The sequence below is a fragment of the Pseudoxanthomonas suwonensis genome (assembly GCF_010093235.1).
Taxonomy (GTDB): domain Bacteria; phylum Pseudomonadota; class Gammaproteobacteria; order Xanthomonadales; family Xanthomonadaceae; genus Pseudoxanthomonas; species Pseudoxanthomonas suwonensis.
The window spans coordinates 15,111-33,932 of the sequence record NZ_PDWP01000019.1; the positions used below are offsets into that span (position 1 = coordinate 15,111).

Below are 18,822 nucleotides of genomic sequence, written 5' to 3' on the forward strand. Positions count from 1 at the left end.
TTCGGTTCCTCTCGGGGCGGCGGCACGGCAAGCGCCGTCGCGGGGATGCCCGGCGGCGCGGCGGCCGCCGGGCGCGGTGCGCCGGTCAGAAGTCGGCGCGGATGCCCAGGCTGATGCGGCGGCCCGAGCGCTCGTACATGGTCGGGAAGGCCGGGTCCATCGTGTACCCTGTGGTTTCCTCGTCGGTCATGTTGATCCCCTTCAGGCTCAGCTTGACGTGGTCCGTCAGCCGGTAGCCGATGGAGATGTCCACCTGGCCGTAGGCGTCGCGCCAGATCGGGTACATGTCGTAGCCGATGGACTCGACGTACTCGCCCTTGTGGTTGTACGAGACGCGGGCGTCGAAGCGGTCGTTCTCGTAGTAGGCGGTGAAGTTGTAGCTCTTCTCCGCCAGGCCCGGCATCGGGGTCTGGATGCCCAGCGCGGACTCGCCGGCCAGGGAGCTGTCGAGCATGGTGTAGTTGGCATTGATGCCGAACCCTTCCAGCGCCGGGTGCAGCGTGCCCAGCGGCAGCTGCGCGATCAGCTCGATGCCGTCCACGTCGTACGAGCCGTCGGCATTGACCGGCTGGTAGACGTCGAAGTCGAAGTGGCCGTTGAGCGTGCCGTTGGCGTTGTAGACCGCCACGTTCTCCACCACGCCGGTCAGCGAGTTGATCACCACGCCGTCGATCTTCTTGTGGAAATACGACGCCGCCAGCAGGCCGCCGTTCTCCAGGTACTTCTCCAGGCCGATCTCCCACTGCCTGGCGTACGTGGGCTGCAGGTCGGGGTTGCCGTCGGTGAAGCGGAACGAACTCCAGCTGGCGGTGCGCTTGTAGGCCACGTCGGTCAGCGCCGGGCGGATCAGCGTCTCGGAGGCCGCCGCGCGCAGCAGCAGGTCCGGCGCCAGCTCGGCGGTCAGGTTCAGGCTGGGCAGCACGTCGCTGTAGTCGCCCTTCCGCGACACCGGCGCGTCGGTGTAGCCGGTGCTGCCGTCCGGGTTCTGCACCGGGTGGTAGCCGTAGGACTGCACCGCGGTGTCGACGTAGCGCGCGCCGGCGTTGAGGTTCGCCGGCACGCTGCCCAGGTCGAAGGCGAAGCCGGCCATCGCGTACAGGCTGGCCACCTCCTCGTCCACGCGGTAGTACTGGCCGTCGTCGAACGGGGTGGAGAAGCCGGGGTAGCGGAAGTAGCCGCGCGCCCAGTCGTTGGACGCCTGCTGCCAGTCCAGGTCCTTGACCGTGTAGGCGCCACCCGGCACCAGGTCGCTGATCCACTGCAGCGGGCTGTCGGCCAGGGTGCGGGTGTTGACCCAGGAGGTATCGCCGGCCCCCGGGCCGGTGATCTTCAGCTCGCCGTAACTGCGCTCCTTGGACTTGTCGGTGTAGCGCGCGCCGAACTGCACGGTGCGCAGCGCGGGCAGGAACGCCAGGTCCATCGCGCGGCTCACGTCGACCTGCGCGGCATACTTGTCGTCGGTGATCTTCTCCAGAGTGGTCTCGTAGGCCTCGAACAGGTACAGCTCCGGCGCGCCGTACATGTCGATGGTGCCCGGGTTGGCGCTGGGGACGGTCTCGCCGCTGCGTCCGGTCCAGCGGGTGCGCGAGGGCGCGTAGGCCACGTGCTTGAGGTTGGCGTAGTCCAGCGTCTTCTCCGCGCCGGAGTAGCCGACCATGGCGTCCACGCCCCAGACGTCGCCCTTCCAGTCCAGCGCCAGGCTGTACTGCGCGTAGTCGGTCTCGTTGACCCGCTCCTTGCTCAGGAACTCGTGCTGGGTGGCGGTGTAGGACACGTCGCGCAGGACCACCATGCCGTACTCGGACAGGGTGCGGTCGTCGTACTCGTGGATCGTCTCCAGCGTGCTGCGGCTGGAGGCCGAGTACGCCGCCGCGTCGTACTCGTCTTCGGTGGCGTCGTAGCCGCCGAGCATGGCGTCGAAGGTCAGGCTGAAGCGGCTGCTGGGCCGGTATTGCAGCGACGCGGTGGCGCCCCACTTGTCCTGCTCGTTGAGGTACACGCGGTCGCCGACCTTGTCCTGGAACACGATCAGGTTGGTCTCGCCGGTGTCGGTGCGGTCGCGCACTACCACGCCCGCGTCGCGCGCCAGCACCTCGGCGGCCTGGGTGCCGCGCGTGCCCGAGGCCCCAAGGAAGCGCGACATGGGGCGGAAGTTGATGCCGGAGGTGGAGTCGGTGCGGTTGGTGCGCCTGGCGGTCGAGAACGACACCAGCGCGCCCCAGTCGCCCCAGGTGTCGCTGGCCAGGAACGAGAACTTCGGGTCGGTCTCCTCGGAGATGGAGTTGAACGCACCCTCGGCCGAGGCCACCAGCTTGCGCCCGGTGTAGTCGAACGGCCGCGCGGTGGAGATGAGCACTGAGCCGGCGATGCCGCCCTCCTCGTCCGCCGCCGTCGGCGACTTCTGCACCGTCACCTGCTGGATGATCTCCGAGGCGAAGATGTCGAACTCCACGTCGCGCCCGCCGCTGCCCGAGGCGGTGGCCAGGCCGTTGATCGACACGTGGGTGTACTCGGACGGCAGGCCGCGCACGTTGACCTTGGTGCCCAGGCCCTTGCTGCGCTCGATGGTCACGCCCGGCATGCGCTGCAGCGCCTCGGCCAGGTTCTGCTCGGGGAAGTCGGCCACGTCGGTGGCGACGATGGAGTCGGAGAAGCCGATGCCGGCGCGCTTGATGTCCACCGCGCGCTCGAGGCTGCGGGCGTAGCTGCCCACCACCTCGATGCTCTCCAGTTGCACCGGGCCGCCGGACTGCGCCTCGCCCGCCCCGGCCGCGGGCGGCGTCGCCGGCTGCCCGGTGGCGGGCGCGGCCGCCGGGGCCGCTTCCGCCTCGATGGTGACGGTGGCGGCGTTGAGGTAGCGGTGGCGCAGGCCGGTGCCGGCCAGCAGCCGCCGCAGCGCCTCCTCGGCCGGCAGCCCGGCCGGCACCGCGCGCGTGGCCGGGTTGCCCGCGGCCTGCGCGTCGTAGACGAACTGCAGCCCGGTCTGGCGCGAGAGCGCGTTGAGCGCGCGGTCCAGCGACTGCGCGGGGATGGCTTCGGCCGCGACCGTGGCGGCTTCCTGCGCGGTCGCGGTGGCGGCCAGGGCGAGGGCGATGGAAAGAACGAGGGTTCGACGCATCGTGGGGTCCAGTGGGGGTGGTGACGAAGGGCGCGGACGTCGCCGCGCATGCCTAGACATACGATGGGTTCGGAAGCGGATCGGGCACCGCTTTTTCCGTGAATTTTTTCTTACACCGCGGCCGATGCGGCTAGCGCTGCGGCGCCCGCGCGCGGCGGCGGCTGGCGACGTGGATGCCGCCGTCGGCCACGCGCGTGGACAGCGTGGGCTGCTCGTCGAGGAAGGCGCGCAGCGAGGCGAGGTCGCCGGCGGCCAGGTTGCCGGGCGGCCGCAGCGGGCCGGCGGCCTCGTCCTCCACGTGCAGGCGCAGCGGGTTGAGGCGGTTGAAGCGCTCGGCCACCTCGCGCTGCGGCACGTCGCGGAACACGACGCGGCCGCGCCGCCCCGCGGTCATCGCGTCCGCCTCGCCGCGCTCCAGGCGCACCGTGCGGCCGTCGTAGGCCACGCGCGCGCCGTCGCCGGCACGCAGGTCCGCCAGCAGGCGCGCGCCGGCGGCCACGTGCACGCGTCCTTCGCTCACGGCGATGCGCGCCTGGTCGCGTTCCAGCGCCACGTCGAAGGTGGTGCCGATGTCGCGCACCACCAGGCCGGCGGCGTGCACGGCGAAGGGACGGCGGTCCGGCGCGACCTCGAAGCTGGCCTGCCCGCGCGCCAGCTCCACCCGCCGCTGCAGCAGCCACAGGCGCGCGCGCAGTTCGCTGTCGCCGTTCATGTGCACCCGCGTGCCATCGGCCAGCGCGAAGCTGCGCGGCGCGCCGGCGGCGGTGCGGTACTGCACCGGCTGCGGCCACAGCAGCGGCAGCACGCCCAGCGCCAGCACCGCCGCCGCGGCCGCGGCGAACCGGCGCAGCCGCGGCCGCGCGGGCGGCCGCGCGGTCGCGCCGCGGGCGACCGGCAACGGCACCACGTTGGCCGGCTCGGCGGCGGCATCCTCGCCTCCGGCGGCGTCCAGGTCGATGCGCATGCCGCGCATGGCCTCGGCCAGTTCGCCCGACACGCGGGCCACGGCCAGGTATTCGTGCAGGTGCTCGGGCGCGGCCACCAGCCAATCCATGAACTGCGCCTGCTGCGCCGCGCTCATCGCGCCCTCGCGCTGCAGCACGTGCCATTGCGCCGCCTCCTGCGTCGCCCACCCTCGGGCGGGCCGGGTTCCGTCCATCACGCCTCCGCGTCGGCCAGGGCCCGCCGGCACACCGACAGCCCGCGCACCACGTGCTTCTTCACCATGTGCGGCGAAACCCCCAGGCGGTCGGCGATCTGCCGGTAGCTCAGGCCGTCGCGGTACTGCATCACCAGCACCGCGCGGGTGCGCTCGGGCAGGCTGGCCAGCAGCGCCTGCAGGCGCTGGCGCCGCTGCGCGCGTTCGGCCGCGTCTTCCACGCTTTCCTCGCTCGCCAGCAGGGTGGTGAGGTTCTCCAGTTCCTCCAGCGGCACGGGCGTGCGCCGGCGGCGCGCCGCCTGCTCGCGGGCCAGGTTCAGCGCCACGGTGAACAGGTAGGCCTCCGGGTTGGCGATCGCCGCCTGGCCCTGGTGCGCGCGAAGCAGGCGCAGGTAGGTCTCCTGCACCAGGTCCTCCGCGTCGTCGTTGGCCCCGCGCCGCGCGAAGAAGCCCCGCAGCACCGGACCGTGTTCCGCGAACATGCGGGCCAGTCCCCGCTTTGCCTGCTCGGCCAATGCGCCGTCCTGCCCCTGGAGTGGGCGGCAGGGTAAGCGCCGGTCATGACGCGGCGGTGACGCGCACGCAAGGCGAGGAAAGTTCCCGCACGCGCCGGGCAATTCATGTACCGGTCAGTTCGGTATTCAGGCCGCGTTCCCGCGGCCTGCGAATAATTCGTTACGCCGCTGCCGCAGCCGCTTTCCGCGCCGGTGGTGGCGCACACAACAACGAGACAGCGAGTGTCCACATGAAGAAGAATTCCGTGCTTGCCCTGGCCCTGCTGGCCGCCCTTCCCTTCGCCGCCACGGCCGCCGAGGGCGTGTCCTACAACTACGTCCAGGGTGGCTACACCGCGACCAACACCGACGGCGCCGACGCCGACGGGTTCGGCGTGGACGGCTCGGTTGCCATCGCCCCCAACTTCCACCTGTTCGGTGGCTACAGCAACCAGGAGATCGATCACACCTCGATCGACTTCGACCAGTACCGCTTCGGCGTCGGCTACAACCGCGAGGTTGCCCCGGCCGTCGATCTGGTCACCCGCGTGGCCTATGAGAAGTTCGATGCCGGCCACGGCTTCGACTACGACGGCTGGAGCGCCGAGGTCGGCGTGCGCGGTTCGCTGCATCCGAACTTCGAGGGCTACGCGATGGCCGGTTACGAGGACGGCGACGAGTACGACGGCGAGTTCTACGGCCGCGTCGGTGCGCTGGCCAAGTTCAACCAGAACTGGGGCATCAGCGGCGACGTGAAGTTCGTCGATGGCGATACCCAGTGGTTCGTGGGCCCGCGCTTCACCTGGTGACCCGCTGCAAGTCCGCGCAGGGCGGGTGGTCTCTCCCCCGACCCGTCCTGCATGGCGGTGCTGGCGTGTTCCTCTCCCCCACGCCAGCCACCCGGAGCCCGGCCTCGTGCCGGGCTCCTTTTTTTTGCGCGGGCACCCGGCGGCGGGCGCGCGAAACGGCACGCACGCAGGCGCCGCCCGGCCGGGCGGCATCGACGGATGAGGGACGCAGCCCGCGCCAGCTACGGCGCGGGGGCTCAGCGGAACAGGGTTTCCGGGTATTCCGGTTTCTGTTCGCGGGCCAGCAGCTGCTCCAGGCCCTGGCGCGGCGTCAGCTCGCCGTGCAGCACGGCATGCACGCCGGCGGAGATCGGCAGTTCCACGCCATGGCGCCCGGCCAGGCGCATGACCTCGTTGGCGGTCTGCACCGACTCGACCACCTGGCCGATCTCGCGCACCGCTTCCTGCAGTTCCTTGCCGCGGCCCAGGGCCAGGCCCAGGCGACGGTTGCGGGACAGGTCGCCGGTGCAGGTCAGCACCAGGTCGCCGAGGCCGGCCAGGCCCATCAGGGTCTCCGGGCGCGCGCCGATCGCCGCGGCCAGGCGCAGCATCTCGTTGAGGCCGCGGGTGATCAGGCCGGCGCGGGCGTTCAGGCCAAGCTCCATGCCGTCGGCCACGCCGGTGGCCACGGCCAGCACGTTCTTCATCGCCCCGCCCAGCTCGGCGCCGACCATGTCGTCGCCGGTGTAGGCCCGGAACGCCGGGCCGTGCAGCGCCGCGGCGACCTTGCGGGTGAACGCGGCGTCCTCGCCGTGGACGGTCACCGCCGTGGGCAGGCCCAGGGTGACTTCCTTGGCGAAGGAGGGGCCGGTGACCACGGCCAGCGGCACGCGGGGGCCCAGCACGTCGGCCGCGACCTCGTGCAGGAAGCGGCCGGAGCCGGGCTCGAAGCCCTTGGTCGCCCAGGCCACGCCGGCACCGGCCGGCAGCAGCGGCTTGAGCGCGTGCAGGGTCTCGGTGAAGGCGTGCGAAGGCACCACCACCAGCACCCAGTCGCAGCCGGCGACGGCCGCGGCCAGCTCGGTGGTGGCGCGCAGGTTCCCGGGCAGCGGAATGCCCGGGAGGTAGCGCGGGTTCTCGTGGCGCTGGTCGATGGCCTCGACCACCGCCGCGTCGCGGCCCCACAACGTGGTCTCCAGGCCGTTGCGCGCGCTGAGCGTCGCCAGGGCCGTGCCCCACGAGCCGGCCCCGAGGACCGCCAGCCTGCTGCCGGTTGTAGCAGTCATCGGATGACCGTGGACCGCCGGATCAGGCGTTGCCGGCCGGCTCGGCCGAGGCCACGTCGCCGCCGGCCTGGGCCTGCTGCTGGCGCTGGCGCAGGGTCTCGGCGTACAGCGCGTCGAAGTTGATCGGCTGCAGCAGGAACGGCGGGAAGCCGCCGGCCTGGATCAGGTCGCTGGCCAGCTGGCGCACGTACGGGAACAGGATGTTCGGGCACTGGGTGCCGAGCAGCACGTCCACGCCCTGCGGCGGCAGGCCGGCGATGCCGAACACGCCGGCCTGGTCGATCTCGACCATGTAGGCGGTCTTCTCGCCGACCTTGCAGGTCAGGGTTACGCGCAGGGAGACCTCGAACGCGGTCTCGTTCAGGCGCTGGACGCGCTGGTTGAGGTTCAGCTGCAGGTCGGGCTGGCCCGGCTCGTTGAAGATGGCCGGGGAGCCGGGCGACTCGAAGGAAACGTCCTTGACGTAGATCTTCTCGACGCTGAAGGCCGCGCCGGCGGCTTCCTGCGGGGCGGCGGCGGCAGCGCCGTTGGTGGTTTCGTCGGACATTTCGGACTCCAGAATCGCTGATGGTGGGCCGGTGGCGCCGGCCGGGAACGGTAACGCGGGATTATGGCACGGGCGCCCGTGGCGGCGGGGCGCGGCCCCGCCGGAGGGCTCAGCGGCCCTTGACCAGCGGCAGGCCGGCGGCCTGCCAGGCGACGATGCCGCCGTCGAGCCAGGACACCTGCTCGAAACCGGCCTTCTTCAGCTTGCGCGCGGCGCCGGCCGAGGCCATGCCGGTGCGGCACACCACCACCACCGGCGACTGCTTCGCGCCGGCCAGCAGCTTGCCGGCCGGGTCGAACTGGCTGGGAATGACGTTGCGGCTGCCGGCGATGTGGCCCTTCTCGAAATCGGCGATCGCCGACAGGTCGACCACGACCGCGCCGGGCTGGTTGGCCACCAGCGGCAGCTCGGCCGGCTTGAGCGCCTTGTAGCCGCGCAGCAGGCGCATGATCTCGGTGTAGATGATCGCCACGGTCAGACCGGCCAGCGCCAGCGACAGCATCGGGTGGCGGCCGGCGAAGGCCATCAGGGTCTCAAGATTCACGGCGCGCGTTCTTCGTTGCGGATGGGACGGGGCGGCGATTGTCGCACACGGCCCGGGCGACGCCGCGGACGGCCAGGGGGGCTAGTGGCCGTCCCAGAAGTCCGGCAGGCCCGCGCCCTGCCACCAGCGGCCGGCGGCCGCATCCCAGCGCCAGGTCTCGCGCCAGCGCACCGTGCGTTCGGCCTGGGTGTGGCGGTTGACCGCGCCCACCTCGACCTCACGCACCACGGTGCCGTCGGGCAACGCGATGCTGCCGCCCTCGCGGTAGCTGGTCACGCGCAGCTGGCGGTAACGCTCCAGTTCCAGGTCGGTCACGGGGTTGGCCGCCAGCCAGTCGGGATCGACCAGCTGCAGCGCCTGCTCGTAGTCGCTCCAGCGCACCGCGGACGCAAACGCGGCCTGGGCCTGTTCCAGCAGCCGCCCCTGGCGCGCGCCGCGGGCATGCGCCGGCAGCGCCAGCAGCATCGCGGCCAGCACCAGCAGCAGGATCGCGGGCTTGCGCATCGTCGGGCTCCAGCGGGAACTGGCCGGCATGCTAGCAGCTGGCGCCGCTGCCCGGCCGCCGGCCAGGGCGACGTAGCGACCGCTGAACACCGTGGCCTCGCCGCCATCCGGCAGGGCGATGCGCGCGGCGATGCGGCAGCGCGCGCGGGAGCGCTGGCGGAAGGTGGCGACAAAATCGTCCCACTGTCCGTCCTCCAGCCACGCCTCGGCTTCCAGCGCGTCGTACAGCGGCGCCAGGTAGCGCACGTTGCTGTCGGCCACGTAGACATCCGCCGGCAGGCCGGCCTTCGCCAGCTGCCAGGTCGCCAGGCCCCAGCCGGCCAGGGTCATCAGCGAGACCAGGCTGCCGCCGAAGGCCGAGCCCTTGTCGTTGATGTTCGGTGCCAGCGGCGCACGCAGGCGCAGCCGGCCGTCGCCGGCATGGGCGATCTCGATCTGCATCTGGCGGGCCAGCGGGATCGCGCACAGCTGCGCGCGCACCGCGGCCAGGGATTCGTCGCGGGGGTCGATTCCGGTCATCGGCACAGGGTAGCGGAAGCCCGCGCCGGGCTGCGCCCGCATAATGCCGCGATGCCGACGCCCACCTGGACCCTGTTGTCGCTGCGCCCGGCCGGCGGCCACGATGGCATGCGCCGTGCCGCCGCGCGCCATGGCGGGCGCCTGCTGGCGCTGTCGCCCTGGACGCTGCTGCCCTGCGCGGACGCCGAAGCCACCCGTGCCCTGAATGCCGCGCTGTCCTGCGAGGCGGTGCTGTTCACCAGCCCCGCGGCGGTGCGCGCGGCGGCGGCGCTCCGGCCGCTGCGCCCGCGTCCGGGACAGGCATGGCTGGGGGTGGGGGCCGGCAGCGCCGGGGCCCTGCGCCGCGCCGGCGTGGACCAGGTGCTGGCCCCGGGGCGGATGGACAGCGAAGGCGTCCTCGCCCTGGACGCGCTCCAGGCCCCGGCCAGCGTCGGCCTGGTCACCGCGCCGGGCGGACGCGGCGTGATCGCACCTACCCTCCAGGCCCGCGGCGCGGAAGTCGTGCGCGCGGACGTGTACCGGCGCCAGCCACTGCCGCCATCCCCGCGCGCGCTGCAGTCGCTGCGCGCGCTGCAGGGTCCGGCCTGCCTGGCCGCCAGCAGCGGCGAGGCGCTGGCCCTGGTGCTGGACACCTGGCCGGCGGACGTTGCCGCCGTGCTGCGCCGCTGCAGCGTGGCGGCCGCCAGCGAACGGCTGGCGGAGCTGGCCAGGGAGCGCGGCTTTGCCCGGGTGGCGTCGGCGGGAAGCCCCCGGCCGGCCGCGTTGGCCGCGCTGGCGCAACAGCTGGTTGCCGGCTGAGTCCTTGCGGCACCGGCGGGGCCAAGCGATGCTTGTCGCCGGCCGGCTGGCCGCGGACCCCGCGGCACCCCCGCCCGGCCCGACAAGGATGCAGCCGTGAACGAGATTCCCCCTTTCCGCCGGCCGTCCGCGCGCCTGCTCGCGTGGCTGCTGGCGCTGTGCGCGCTCGTGCTGGTCGCCGCCTACGGGTGGCATGCCTGGCGCGAGCGGCAGGCGCAGGCGCAGGACCAGGACGCCGACCAGGCGCGCCAGATCGAGGCCCTGCTCGCGCGCCTGGACAACCTGCGTGGCGACCTGGCCACCCAGTCGCGGCTCATCCGCGACGCATCCAATGCCAACCGCGTCCTGCGCGACGAGGTGCTCGGCCTGGGCCAGCGCAATGCGCTGCTGGAGGACAACGTCGCGCGGCTGGCGGCGACCACCCGCGACAGCGGCCGCAGCGCGCGCCTGGACGAGGTCGAGCTGCTGCTGGTGATGGGCGCCCAGCGCCTGCGCATCGCCGGCGACATCGAAGGCGCGCGCCGCGCCTATGCACTTGCCGCCGGCGTGCTGGACGACCTGCGCGATCCGTCGCTGATCAACCTGCGCCAGACCCTGGCCGAGGAACGCGCCCTGCTCGACCGCCTGGGCCCCGGCCCGCGCGCGGCCATCGCCGCCCGCCTGGACGCGATCGCCACACGCATGGCCAGCCTACCGCTGGATCCGCCCGACGCGACCGAAGGCGGCGCGCACGCGCCCTGGTGGCAGCGCGCGCTGGCACCGCTGGTGCAGATCCGACCCTCCGGCCGGCACGCCCTGCTTACCGGCAGCGAGCGCAACGCATCCGAGGCCGCCCTGCAGCTGGAACTGACCCTGGCGCGGGCCGCGCTGGAACGCGGCGACGCCCGTGCATTCACCTCGGCGCTGGACCGCGTGCTCGCCGCCACCCGGCGGTTGTGGCCGGATTCACCCGCCCTGCGCGAGGTTCAGGGTCAACTGCAGGCCCTGCGCGGCGAACCGCTGCAGCTGCAGGAGCCGGTGCTGGAAGCCACCCTGCTGCAGCTGCGGGCCGCGCGCGACGCAAGGAGGTAACACGCAATGAAGCCCTATCGATGGCTGGTGGCCTTGCTGGTGGCGGCGGTACTGGGCGTGCTCGCCGCGCAGTGGATGGCGCAGCAGGACGCGGCCGCGCTTGGCCGGGTGATCGTGCGCACCGGCGGCTACGACTACAGCGCCAGCCTGCCGGTGGCGATCGCCCTCGCGTTGCTGGCGTTGGTCCTGCTGGCCGTGGTCTGGCGCCTGTTGCGCCTGCCCTTCCGGGCATGGGGCCGCTACCGCAAGCGGCTCGGCCGCGGCCGCCTGATCGAGGGCATGCGCGCGGTGTACGGCGGGCGCTGGAGCCAGGGCGAACGCCTGCTGGGCGATGCCGCCGAGGACGCGGAGGCCGGCACCCTGGCCCTGGTCGGCGCGGTGCGCGCGGCCGACGCCCGTGGCGACGAGGCCGCCGCCGACCAGTGGCTGGCCCGGCTGGCCGAACGCGATCCGGGGCTGCACGCGGTGCTGCAGGGCGAACGGATGCTCGCCCGCGGGCGTCCGGTCGATGCGATCAATGCACTGGACGTGGCCCGTGCCCAGCCGCTGCCGCCGCGCGGCCTGCTGCTGCGTGCCCGCGCCCTGGCCGCGGTGCATCGCGCCGGCGAGGCCTACGGCCTGCTGGGCGCGCTGCGCCAGCAGGGCGCGCTGCCCCCGGACGAGCTGGCCACGCTGGAAGTCGAGCTGGCGGCCGCCTCGCTGGACGAGACCGACGACGCCAACCTGCTGGCCGAACGCTGGGAAGCCATGCCCAAGGCGCTGCGCACCGAACCGGCGGTGATCGGCGCCTATGCCCGCCGCGCTTCGGCCCTGGGCTGGCACGAGGCCGCGATGCGCCACCTGGAGCAGGCGCTGGAAGCCAACTGGGACGAGGAGCTGGTGGACCTCTACGCACGGCTGCCGGTCGGCCACGTGGATTCGCGTCGCGCCAGCGCCCAGCGCTGGCTGCAGCAGCGCCCCGCCAGCCCCGCGCTGCTGGTCGCGCTGGCGCGGCTGGCACGACAGCAGGAACAGTGGCCGCAGGCGCGCGACTTCCTGCAGCGAGCCCTGGAACAGGGGGCCGGGGCCGATGCCTGGGAACTGCTGGGAGACGGCCTGGCGGAGGCCGGCGAGCACGCCCTGGCTGCGCAGGCCTACGCCAACGCGCTGCTGGCCTCGCGCGGCGAGCCGGTGCAGCCGCTGCCGGCCGCGCTGGTCGAGGCCGCCCCCGACATCGACCCGGACGTGCGCGACGCCAACGGCCTGCCTCGCCTGCTGGAGTAGGCCGGCGTTCCGTCCCGGCGAGGACGCGGAAAAAGAAAGGCGGCCCGGAGGCCGCCTTTTTTCATCGCGCCGGCGCGAAGTTCAGCGCTCGACGATCGCCACCACGCCCATGCCGCCGGCGGTGCAGATCGACACCAGGGCGCGGCCGCCGCCGCGCTCGGCCAGCTGCTTGGCGGCGGTGGCGATCACGCGCGCGCCGGTGGCGGCGAACGGATGGCCGGTGGCCAGCGAGGAGCCGACCGGGTTGATCTTCTCCGGGTCGATCCTGCCCAGCGGCGCATCCAGGCCCAGGCGGTTGCGGCAGTAGTCCTCGCTCTCCCACGCGCGCAGGGTGCACAGCACCTGGGCGGCGAAGGCTTCATGGATCTCGTAGATGTCGAAATCCTGCAGGGTGAGGTTGTTGCGCTTGAGCATCTCGGCCACGGCCACGGTCGGGGCCATCAGCAGGCCCTCGCCATGGACGAAGTCCACCGCCGCCACGTGCGCGTCGCGCAGGTAGGCCAGCGGCTCGTGGCCGTGGGCGCGCGCCCACTCCTCCGAGGCCAGCAGCACCGCGGCGGCGCCATCGGTCAGCGGGGTGGAGTTGGCGGCGGTCAGGGTGCCGCGGCCGGAGGTCTTGTCGAACGCCGGCTTGAGCGTGGCCAGCTTCTCCAGCGAGGTGTCCGGACGCAGGATGTTGTCGCGCTCCACGCCACGGAACGGCGCGATCAGGTCGGAGAAGAAGCCGCGCTCGTAGGCGGCGGCCAGCTTCTTGTGCGAGGACACCGCCCACTCGTCCTGCGAGTCACGCGAGATGTTCCACTGCTTGGCCATGTCCTCGCAGTGGTCGCCCATGCTCTTGCCGGTGCGCGGCTCGGCCACGCCCGGGAAGTCGGGCTTGAGCTCGGACAGGCGGAAGCCCTTGAACGCGGCCAGCTTGTCCTTGAAGGTCCTGCCGCGGTTGGCGGCCAGCAGGCGCGCGCGCAGCTTCTTGCCGTAGACGATCGGCACGTCCGAGGTGGTATCCGAGCCGCCGCCGATGCCCGAGTCGATCTGCCCGACGGCGATCTTGTTGGCGATGGTGATGATCGAATCCAGGCTGGTGCCGCAGGCGCGCTGCAGGGTGATGCCCGGGGTCAGCGGCGACAGCCCCGACGACAGCGCCGCCTCGCGGCCCAGGTTCCAGTCGGAGGAGTGCTTGATGACCGCACCCATGGCCACCTCGCCGAGCTGCTGGCCGTGCAGGCCGAAGCGTTCGACCAGCGCCCCCAGGGTGCGCACCGACATGCCGAGGTTGCCCACGTCGGAGTAGGCGGTGTTCTGGCGGCAGAACGGGATGCGGACGCCGCCAATGATGGCGACGGGGCGGGTGGATGGCATGGGATGACCTCGGGTGGATTCCATCGGGATTACGGTCTGCATACGCGACCGAATGCATAATGGCCGAAGTGTATCCCCCAGCCGTCAGGCGGCCAACGATGCAGACCGATTTCGCGATGAATGGCACCCCCCGCCTCCGCATCCACCCTGCCCGCGGGAGGACCGCGCGTGGCTGACACCGTGTTCCGTGGCGTTTTCGCGCTGGAACTGGCCGGCGGCCAGGCTCCGGGCCGCGCGGCCCTCACCCAGGAGGAGGCCGGCGCCCTGGCCGTGGCCGTGGGCCGCGACCTGGCCCGGCTGGTGCCCGACGTGGCCTCGCTGGACCTGGTCCTGGCGGCGGCCCACTTCGACCCGGCCGAGGCGCTGCGCCCGGGCTGGTCGCTGCACCGCAGGCTGGAGGAGCTGCACATGCGTGCCCCGGGCCGCAACCAGAGCCCGCGCGTGGTCGCCTTCGGCGCCGATGCCTCCGGCGACATCCCGCTGCCGCTGCAGGCCGATCCGGCCCTGACCGGCGGCGGCCTGCGGGTACTGCCCTTCATCCTCGCCGGTTCCGCCGACGTCCTGGCGATGGTGTCCGGTGCCCTGGAGGAACAGCTGCTGCCGCAGGGCATGGCCAGCGCCGACACCGCGCTGCTGGCCCAGGACGGCTTCCAGGCGCGGATCGAGCACGCACGCTACCTCAGCGCCCACGACCTGGCGGCGATGATGGCGATGCAGTACGAGAACCAGGGCCTGTCGCCGCTGTGGAACCTGATCGAGGCGGCGCTGCTGGCGCCCGGCTCGGTCGAGTGGCTGGACGCCGGCCCCGAGCCGCTGCTGCGGCTGGCCGATGGCGAAGCGCGCATGGCCCTGTTCGATCCGGCCAGCTGGTGCGCCCATTCCCACGGCGGCTCGCCTGGCGAGGGCGAATGCGACCGCCTGCAGAAGGTCTACGAAATGTTTCTCGCCCGCCAGCGCCAGCTGGCCGCGGTGCTCGAGGCACACGGCATCCCGGTGCTGTACGTGCATGCCGACGGCCGCCGGGACGCGCGCGAACTGCTCTCCCAGGCGGGGTGATCTGGTTCCCTCTCCCTGCGGGGTGAAACGTGCTTGCGCGCATGGCACGCACGCACCGTCGAACGCCCGCGTCCTGCCGGTCGCGGGCCGGGGCGCGAAACGGGGGATGGGGAGAGGGTTGGTTGCCGGCGGCAGGAGCGGGCGCATGGATCCGTTCGCGCCCGGTTGCGCGGCCGGACTTCGACGTCGCAACGGTTCCGGCCTCTCCGCAGCCCCTCTCCCATGTGGGGAGAGGGGCCAGGAAGCCGCTTTTCAGCGGACGACCTTGATCACGCCGCACGCCACGCGTGCGCCCGCATTGCCGGTGGGCTGGCTCTGGTAGTCGTCCGGGTCGGCATGCACGATCACCGCGCGGCCGGCGATGTCGTTGGCCGCGCCGCCGCCGAGGGTGACCCCGTGCAGGTGCGCATCAACCGCGGCCACGCCTTCGGCATTGCTGGTGAGGTTGTCCATGTCGCCGCCGTGGTGGGCGCCGCTGCCGGCGCGGCCGTGCGGCGCACCGGCCGGATTGAAGTGGCTGCCCGCGCTGGTGGCATCGGCTGCGCTGCAGTCGCCCTTCTCGTGCACGTGGAAGCCGAAGCGGCCGTTGGGCGCCAGCCCGCCGACCTCGCCGCGCACGTGCACGCCTCCGGTCACCGGGACCAGGCCCAGCTTGCCGCTGACGCGGCTGCCGGAGGCCGAGGCCAGGACCACCGTCGCTTCCTGGGCGGTGCTGACCGGGGCCGGCTCGGCCGGCGGCGGCGGAGCCACCGGTTCGGTGGTGCTGCAGGCGGCCAGCAGCAGCAGGCCGGTCGTCGCAAGGCAGGCGCGGGCGATATGCATCATCGGCTCCTCGGGTCCATCGGGGCCGCCGAGGATACCCGGCCGGGCGCATGGGGCGGATGAACCCGCCGCTGGCGCGTCAGCGCCGGCTGCGTCCGGGCCCGAGCTTGCGCGTCACCGTGTTGCGGCCCACGCCCAGCAGCGCCGCCGCCTCCACCCGCCGCCCGCCGGTGTGTTCCAGTGCGGCATTGAGCAGGGCACGGTCGAAGCGTTCGCGCGCCTCCGCATGCAGTTCGCGCGCGCCGGCGCGCAGGCAGTCCAGCGCCCACTGCCGCAGCTGCATGTCCCACTGCCCCGCCGGGGTCGCCGGGGCCGGGCTGGACGCCACCGGCGCCTGCAGCACCTGCAGGTCCTCCAGGGTGATGGTCTCGCCGGGGGCCAGCGCGGCCAGGCGCCAGCACAGGTTCTGCAGCTCGCGCACGTTGCCCGGCCAGTCCATCGCCTGCAGCGCGGCCAGCGCGCCGGGCTCGAAGCGCTTGGCGCCGCCGCCCAGCTTGCGCGAGGCACGGTGCAGGAAGGTGGTGGCCAGCAGCGGGATGTCGCCGCGGCGCTCGCGCAGCGCCGGGATCTGCAGCCGCACCACGTTGAGCCGGTGCAGCAGGTCGGCGCGGAAGCGGCCCTGCTGCACCAGCGCCTCCAGGTCCTGGTGGGTGGCGGCGATCACCCGCACGTCCACCCGGATCAGTTCGCGGCCACCGACGCGGAAGAACTCGCCCTCGGCCAGCACGCGCAGCAGGCGGGTCTGCAGCGAGGCCGGCATGTCGCCGATCTCGTCCAGGAACAGGGTGCCGCCGTTGGCCTGCTCGAAGCGGCCGACATGCCTCTTCTGGGCGCCGGTGAAGGCGCCGGCCTCGTGGCCGAACAGTTCGCTCTCCAGCAGCTCGGCCGGGATCGCGGCGGTGTTGAGCGCCACGAACGGACCGTCGGCGCGCGGCGACTCGCGGTGCAGGGCGCTGGCGACCAGTTCCTTGCCGGTGCCGGTCTCGCCGGTGATCAGCACCGACAGCGGCGCCTGGGCCAGGCGGCCGATCGCGCGGAACAGCGCGCGCATGGCCGGGGTATCGCCGATCAGCTCCTGGCTGGCGGCCTCCTCGGCGACGGCGGCCGGCACGGGCGCCGGCGGCGGCGTGCCCTCCGCCGGCAGCGCGCGCGCGGCCAGCGCCACCGCATCGTCCAGGTCGAACGGCTTGGACAGGAACTCGTGGGCGCCGCCGCGGAACGCGGAGGCGGTGCTGGCCACGTCGGTATAGGCGCTCATCACGATCACCGGCAGCTGCGGGTGCGCGGACTTGAGCCGGTCCAGCAGCTTGAGGCCGTCGTCGCCGGGCATGCGCACGTCGGTGAACAGCAGGTCCGGTGCGCCGCGCACGCGCAGCGCCGCCAGCGCGCTGGCGGCGTTCTCGAAGCCGTCCACCTCGTAGCCCGCGTCGCGCAGCGCGGTGGCCAGCACGAAACGCACCGAGCGGTCGTCGTCCACCACCCAGACGCGGCGGCTGTCGGAATTCATGCGGCGGTTTCTCCTTCGGACTCGGTCTGCGGCAGCAGGAGGGTGAAGACGGTGTGCCCCGGGCGGGAGCGGAAGGTCAGCGAGCCGCGGTGCTCGCGCGCGACCTGGTGGGCCAGGGCGAGCCCCAGGCCGGTGCCTTCGGCGCGACCGCTGACCAGGGGCAGGAACAGGTGCTCGGCCAGTTCCTCGGGCACGCCGCGGCCGTCGTCGACGATTTCCACCCGCAGCGCGCGCGCGTGCATGTGTTCGCGGATGCTGAGCCCGTGCTCGAAACGGGTACGCAGGATGATGGTCGTGGCGCCGGCCTGCAGCGCGTTGTTGACCAGGTTCCACACCGCCTGGGCGAGGCGGTCGGCGTCGCCGGGGAATTCGGGGATGGACGGGTCGTAGTCGCGCTGCATGCGCACCGGCTTGCCGCCCTCGGCCTCGGCCAGGCGCAGCACCCGCTCGAGCACGGCATGGATGTTCACCGGCGCGTGCGGACGCTGCGGCACCGGAGAAAGCAGCTGGTCCACGAGGGTGCTCAGGCGTTCGATCTCCGAGCCGATCAGCTCGATCAGTTCGCGTTCGCCGGCATCGTCCTGGCGCGCGGCGGCGCGCCGCGACAGCAGCTGGGCCGCGCCCTTGAGCCCGGCCAGCGGATTGCGCAGCTCGTGGGCCAGGCCCTTGAGGGCGGCCTGCAGGGCTCCCGGCAGGGCCTGTGCCGGATCCGGCACGGCCAGGCCATCGCTGGGATGGGCCTCCAGCAGCCAGCCGCCGTCGACCCGGGTGAGCCAGCCATCGGCCATGTGCGGGGCCTCGCCTGGCACGCCCAGCGCGATCCGGTGCAGGCGCAGGACCTCGCGTTCGCCCTGCTCCAGGAACCGCGCCAGGGCATCGCCTTCCTGCTCCAGCGCGGCCAGCGGCTGGCCAACCAGTCGCCGGGGACCGATGCCCAGCCAGCGCGGGAAGGCGGCGTTGACCCCCACGATGCGGGCCTGGTCGTCGGCCCAGACCACGGGCGTGGCGAGGTGTTCGAGGGTCGGAGCGGCGGCGGTCATGGGCATTGCACCAATTTAGTGCAAGCCGGGTCCGCCGGCGATGCCCGGCCGCATTCAGCGCCGTCGGCGGGCCTGCAGCACCAGCGAATGCAGGATCCGCAGGTCCTCCGCATCCAGGGTGTCCGCCTCGTCACCACGGTAGTGGCGGCGGGACGCGCGCACGGCAGCGGCAGGGGCGTGCCGCGGCCAGCCGATGGCCTGCATCGCCAGCCACGGGTCGAAGCCTGGCGGCGGCGCGCCGTCGGCCGGGTCCGGCCAAAGGCCAAAACCGGCTTCGGCCAGCTGCCGCCACGGGAACAGCGGACCCGGGTCGCGCTTGCGCGTGGGCGCCAGGTCGGCATGGGCGATGACCGCGTGGCGCGGGATGCCCAAGCGCGTGGCCAGGTCCTCGAGCAGGCGCAGCAGGGCCTCGATCTGCGCGGGCGGGAACGGTGCGGCTCCATCATTGTCCAGCTCGATCCCGATGGACGCGGAATTCAGCTCGCCCAGCGTGCCCCAGCTGCCGCCGCCGGCGTGCCAGGCCCGGCGTCCGTCCTCGACCAGCTGGTACAGGCTGCCGTCGGCTCCGACCAGGTAATGCGCGCTCACCGGCCCGCCGCTGTTGCCGGTGCGCAACGTGCGCAGGCTCTGCGCGACCGAGTCCTGCTCGGTCGCATGCAGCACGACCAGCGAAGGTCGCCGCGCGTCGTGGTTGGGCGAGGGCGTCCACTGCGCCAGCGGACTGCGCTGCGGCGCGCTGGCGCAGGCCGCGAACAGGAGGCAGAGGACGGCGGGAAGGAGCGTGCGCAGGTCCGGGCTCATGCCCCATTGCACCGCCCCGCGACGGCGGCGGCAAGCACTGCCTCCGGCGCGCATGGGTGACGGGAAGGCGGAACACGGTTCACCTCGGCGCATTGCGGCGCATCGCACGGGTGGCGGTGCGCGGGAATCGGGCGGTGGCGCCGGCA

17 protein-coding genes are annotated in these 18,822 nt (G+C 73.0%); 5 read left to right on the plus strand and 12 right to left on the minus strand.

Going from position 1 to position 18,822, the window contains the following annotated elements; genetic code table 11:
* Positions 1-85 precede the first annotated feature (85 nt).
* The 3 genes from CSC68_RS10435 to CSC68_RS10445 form a co-directional block, all read right to left on the minus strand.
* Positions 86-3,118 carry a TonB-dependent receptor gene (locus tag CSC68_RS10435; RefSeq protein ID WP_162203502.1) on the minus strand — a complete coding sequence of 1,011 codons (3,033 nt, stop codon included), beginning with the start codon at positions 3,116-3,118 and terminating at the stop codon, positions 86-88.
* Positions 3,119-3,248: 130 nt separating this feature from the next.
* Entirely contained in the window at positions 3,249-4,277 is a 1,029-nt protein-coding gene (locus tag CSC68_RS10440; protein WP_162203503.1) for a FecR family protein, read from the minus strand.
* Positions 4,277-4,759: an RNA polymerase sigma factor gene (locus CSC68_RS10445; RefSeq protein ID WP_162203504.1), complete on the minus strand. Its 483-nt coding sequence runs from the start codon at positions 4,757-4,759 to the stop codon at positions 4,277-4,279. The genes CSC68_RS10440 and CSC68_RS10445 overlap by 1 nt, the downstream gene beginning before the upstream one ends.
* A 263-nt stretch (positions 4,760-5,022) precedes the next feature.
* Here CSC68_RS10445 and CSC68_RS10450 point away from each other — a divergent pair, with 263 nt between their 5' ends.
* Positions 5,023-5,580, plus strand: coding sequence for an OmpO family porin (locus CSC68_RS10450; protein WP_162203505.1), 558 nt, complete (start codon positions 5,023-5,025; stop codon positions 5,578-5,580).
* Positions 5,581-5,816: 236 nt separating this feature from the next.
* Here the strand turns inward: CSC68_RS10450 and CSC68_RS10455 are convergent, their stop codons facing one another.
* The 4 genes from CSC68_RS10455 to CSC68_RS16160 all read right to left on the minus strand — a co-directional run bounded on the left by CSC68_RS10455 (position 5,817) and on the right by CSC68_RS16160 (position 8,959).
* Positions 5,817-6,845 carry an NAD(P)H-dependent glycerol-3-phosphate dehydrogenase gene (locus CSC68_RS10455; RefSeq protein ID WP_162203506.1) on the minus strand — a complete coding sequence of 343 codons (1,029 nt, stop codon included), beginning with the start codon at positions 6,843-6,845 and terminating at the stop codon, positions 5,817-5,819.
* A gap of 22 nt (positions 6,846-6,867) precedes the next feature.
* Positions 6,868-7,392 carry a protein-export chaperone SecB gene (secB, locus tag CSC68_RS10460; RefSeq protein ID WP_162203507.1) on the minus strand — a complete coding sequence of 175 codons (525 nt, stop codon included), beginning with the start codon at positions 7,390-7,392 and terminating at the stop codon, positions 6,868-6,870.
* A gap of 109 nt (positions 7,393-7,501) precedes the next feature.
* Positions 7,502-7,936, minus strand: a complete 435-nt coding sequence (locus CSC68_RS10465; RefSeq protein ID WP_211365734.1) for a rhodanese-like domain-containing protein — start codon at positions 7,934-7,936, stop codon at positions 7,502-7,504.
* 81 nt (positions 7,937-8,017) lie between these two features.
* The gene (locus CSC68_RS16160; RefSeq protein ID WP_425501240.1) at positions 8,018-8,959 is read right to left on the minus strand and encodes a YiiD C-terminal domain-containing protein; all 942 of its coding nucleotides are present in this window, start codon (positions 8,957-8,959) and stop codon (positions 8,018-8,020) included.
* Positions 8,960-9,010: 51 nt separating this feature from the next.
* Here CSC68_RS16160 and CSC68_RS10480 point away from each other — a divergent pair, with 51 nt between their 5' ends.
* From CSC68_RS10480 to CSC68_RS10490, 3 genes are all read left to right on the plus strand, one after another.
* Positions 9,011-9,757 (plus strand): uroporphyrinogen-III synthase, encoded by a 747-nt coding sequence (locus CSC68_RS10480; RefSeq protein ID WP_162203508.1) that lies wholly within the window; start codon positions 9,011-9,013, stop codon positions 9,755-9,757.
* Between the two features lie 96 nt (positions 9,758-9,853).
* On the plus strand, positions 9,854-10,828 hold the full coding sequence (locus tag CSC68_RS10485; RefSeq protein ID WP_162203509.1) for a uroporphyrinogen-III C-methyltransferase: 975 nt from the start codon (positions 9,854-9,856) through the stop codon (positions 10,826-10,828).
* Positions 10,829-10,834: 6 nt separating this feature from the next.
* Positions 10,835-12,091 carry a heme biosynthesis protein HemY gene (locus tag CSC68_RS10490; protein WP_162203510.1) on the plus strand — a complete coding sequence of 419 codons (1,257 nt, stop codon included), beginning with the start codon at positions 10,835-10,837 and terminating at the stop codon, positions 12,089-12,091.
* An 81-nt stretch (positions 12,092-12,172) separates the two neighbouring features.
* On the opposite strand, the gene CSC68_RS10495 is transcribed toward CSC68_RS10490, so the two are convergent.
* Positions 12,173-13,450: an acetyl-CoA C-acetyltransferase gene (locus CSC68_RS10495; protein WP_162203511.1), complete on the minus strand. Its 1,278-nt coding sequence runs from the start codon at positions 13,448-13,450 to the stop codon at positions 12,173-12,175.
* 168 nt (positions 13,451-13,618) lie between these two features.
* Here CSC68_RS10495 and CSC68_RS10500 point away from each other — a divergent pair, with 168 nt between their 5' ends.
* The gene (locus CSC68_RS10500) at positions 13,619-14,506 is read left to right on the plus strand and encodes a hypothetical protein (protein ID WP_162203512.1); all 888 of its coding nucleotides are present in this window, start codon (positions 13,619-13,621) and stop codon (positions 14,504-14,506) included.
* Between the two features lie 252 nt (positions 14,507-14,758).
* Here the strand turns inward: CSC68_RS10500 and CSC68_RS10505 are convergent, their stop codons facing one another.
* The 4 genes from CSC68_RS10505 to CSC68_RS10520 form a co-directional block, all read right to left on the minus strand.
* Positions 14,759-15,328: a superoxide dismutase family protein gene (locus CSC68_RS10505; protein ID WP_425501241.1), complete on the minus strand. Its 570-nt coding sequence runs from the start codon at positions 15,326-15,328 to the stop codon at positions 14,759-14,761.
* A gap of 79 nt (positions 15,329-15,407) precedes the next feature.
* Positions 15,408-16,835, minus strand: a complete 1,428-nt coding sequence (ntrC, locus tag CSC68_RS10510) for a nitrogen regulation protein NR(I) (protein WP_162203514.1) — start codon at positions 16,833-16,835, stop codon at positions 15,408-15,410.
* Positions 16,832-17,875, minus strand: coding sequence for a two-component system sensor histidine kinase NtrB (locus tag CSC68_RS10515; RefSeq protein ID WP_162203515.1), 1,044 nt, complete (start codon positions 17,873-17,875; stop codon positions 16,832-16,834). Before CSC68_RS10515 ends, ntrC begins: the two co-directional genes overlap by 4 nt.
* 54 nt (positions 17,876-17,929) lie before the next feature.
* The gene (locus CSC68_RS10520) at positions 17,930-18,676 is read right to left on the minus strand and encodes an N-acetylmuramoyl-L-alanine amidase (RefSeq protein WP_162203516.1); all 747 of its coding nucleotides are present in this window, start codon (positions 18,674-18,676) and stop codon (positions 17,930-17,932) included.
* Positions 18,677-18,822 lie beyond the last annotated feature (146 nt).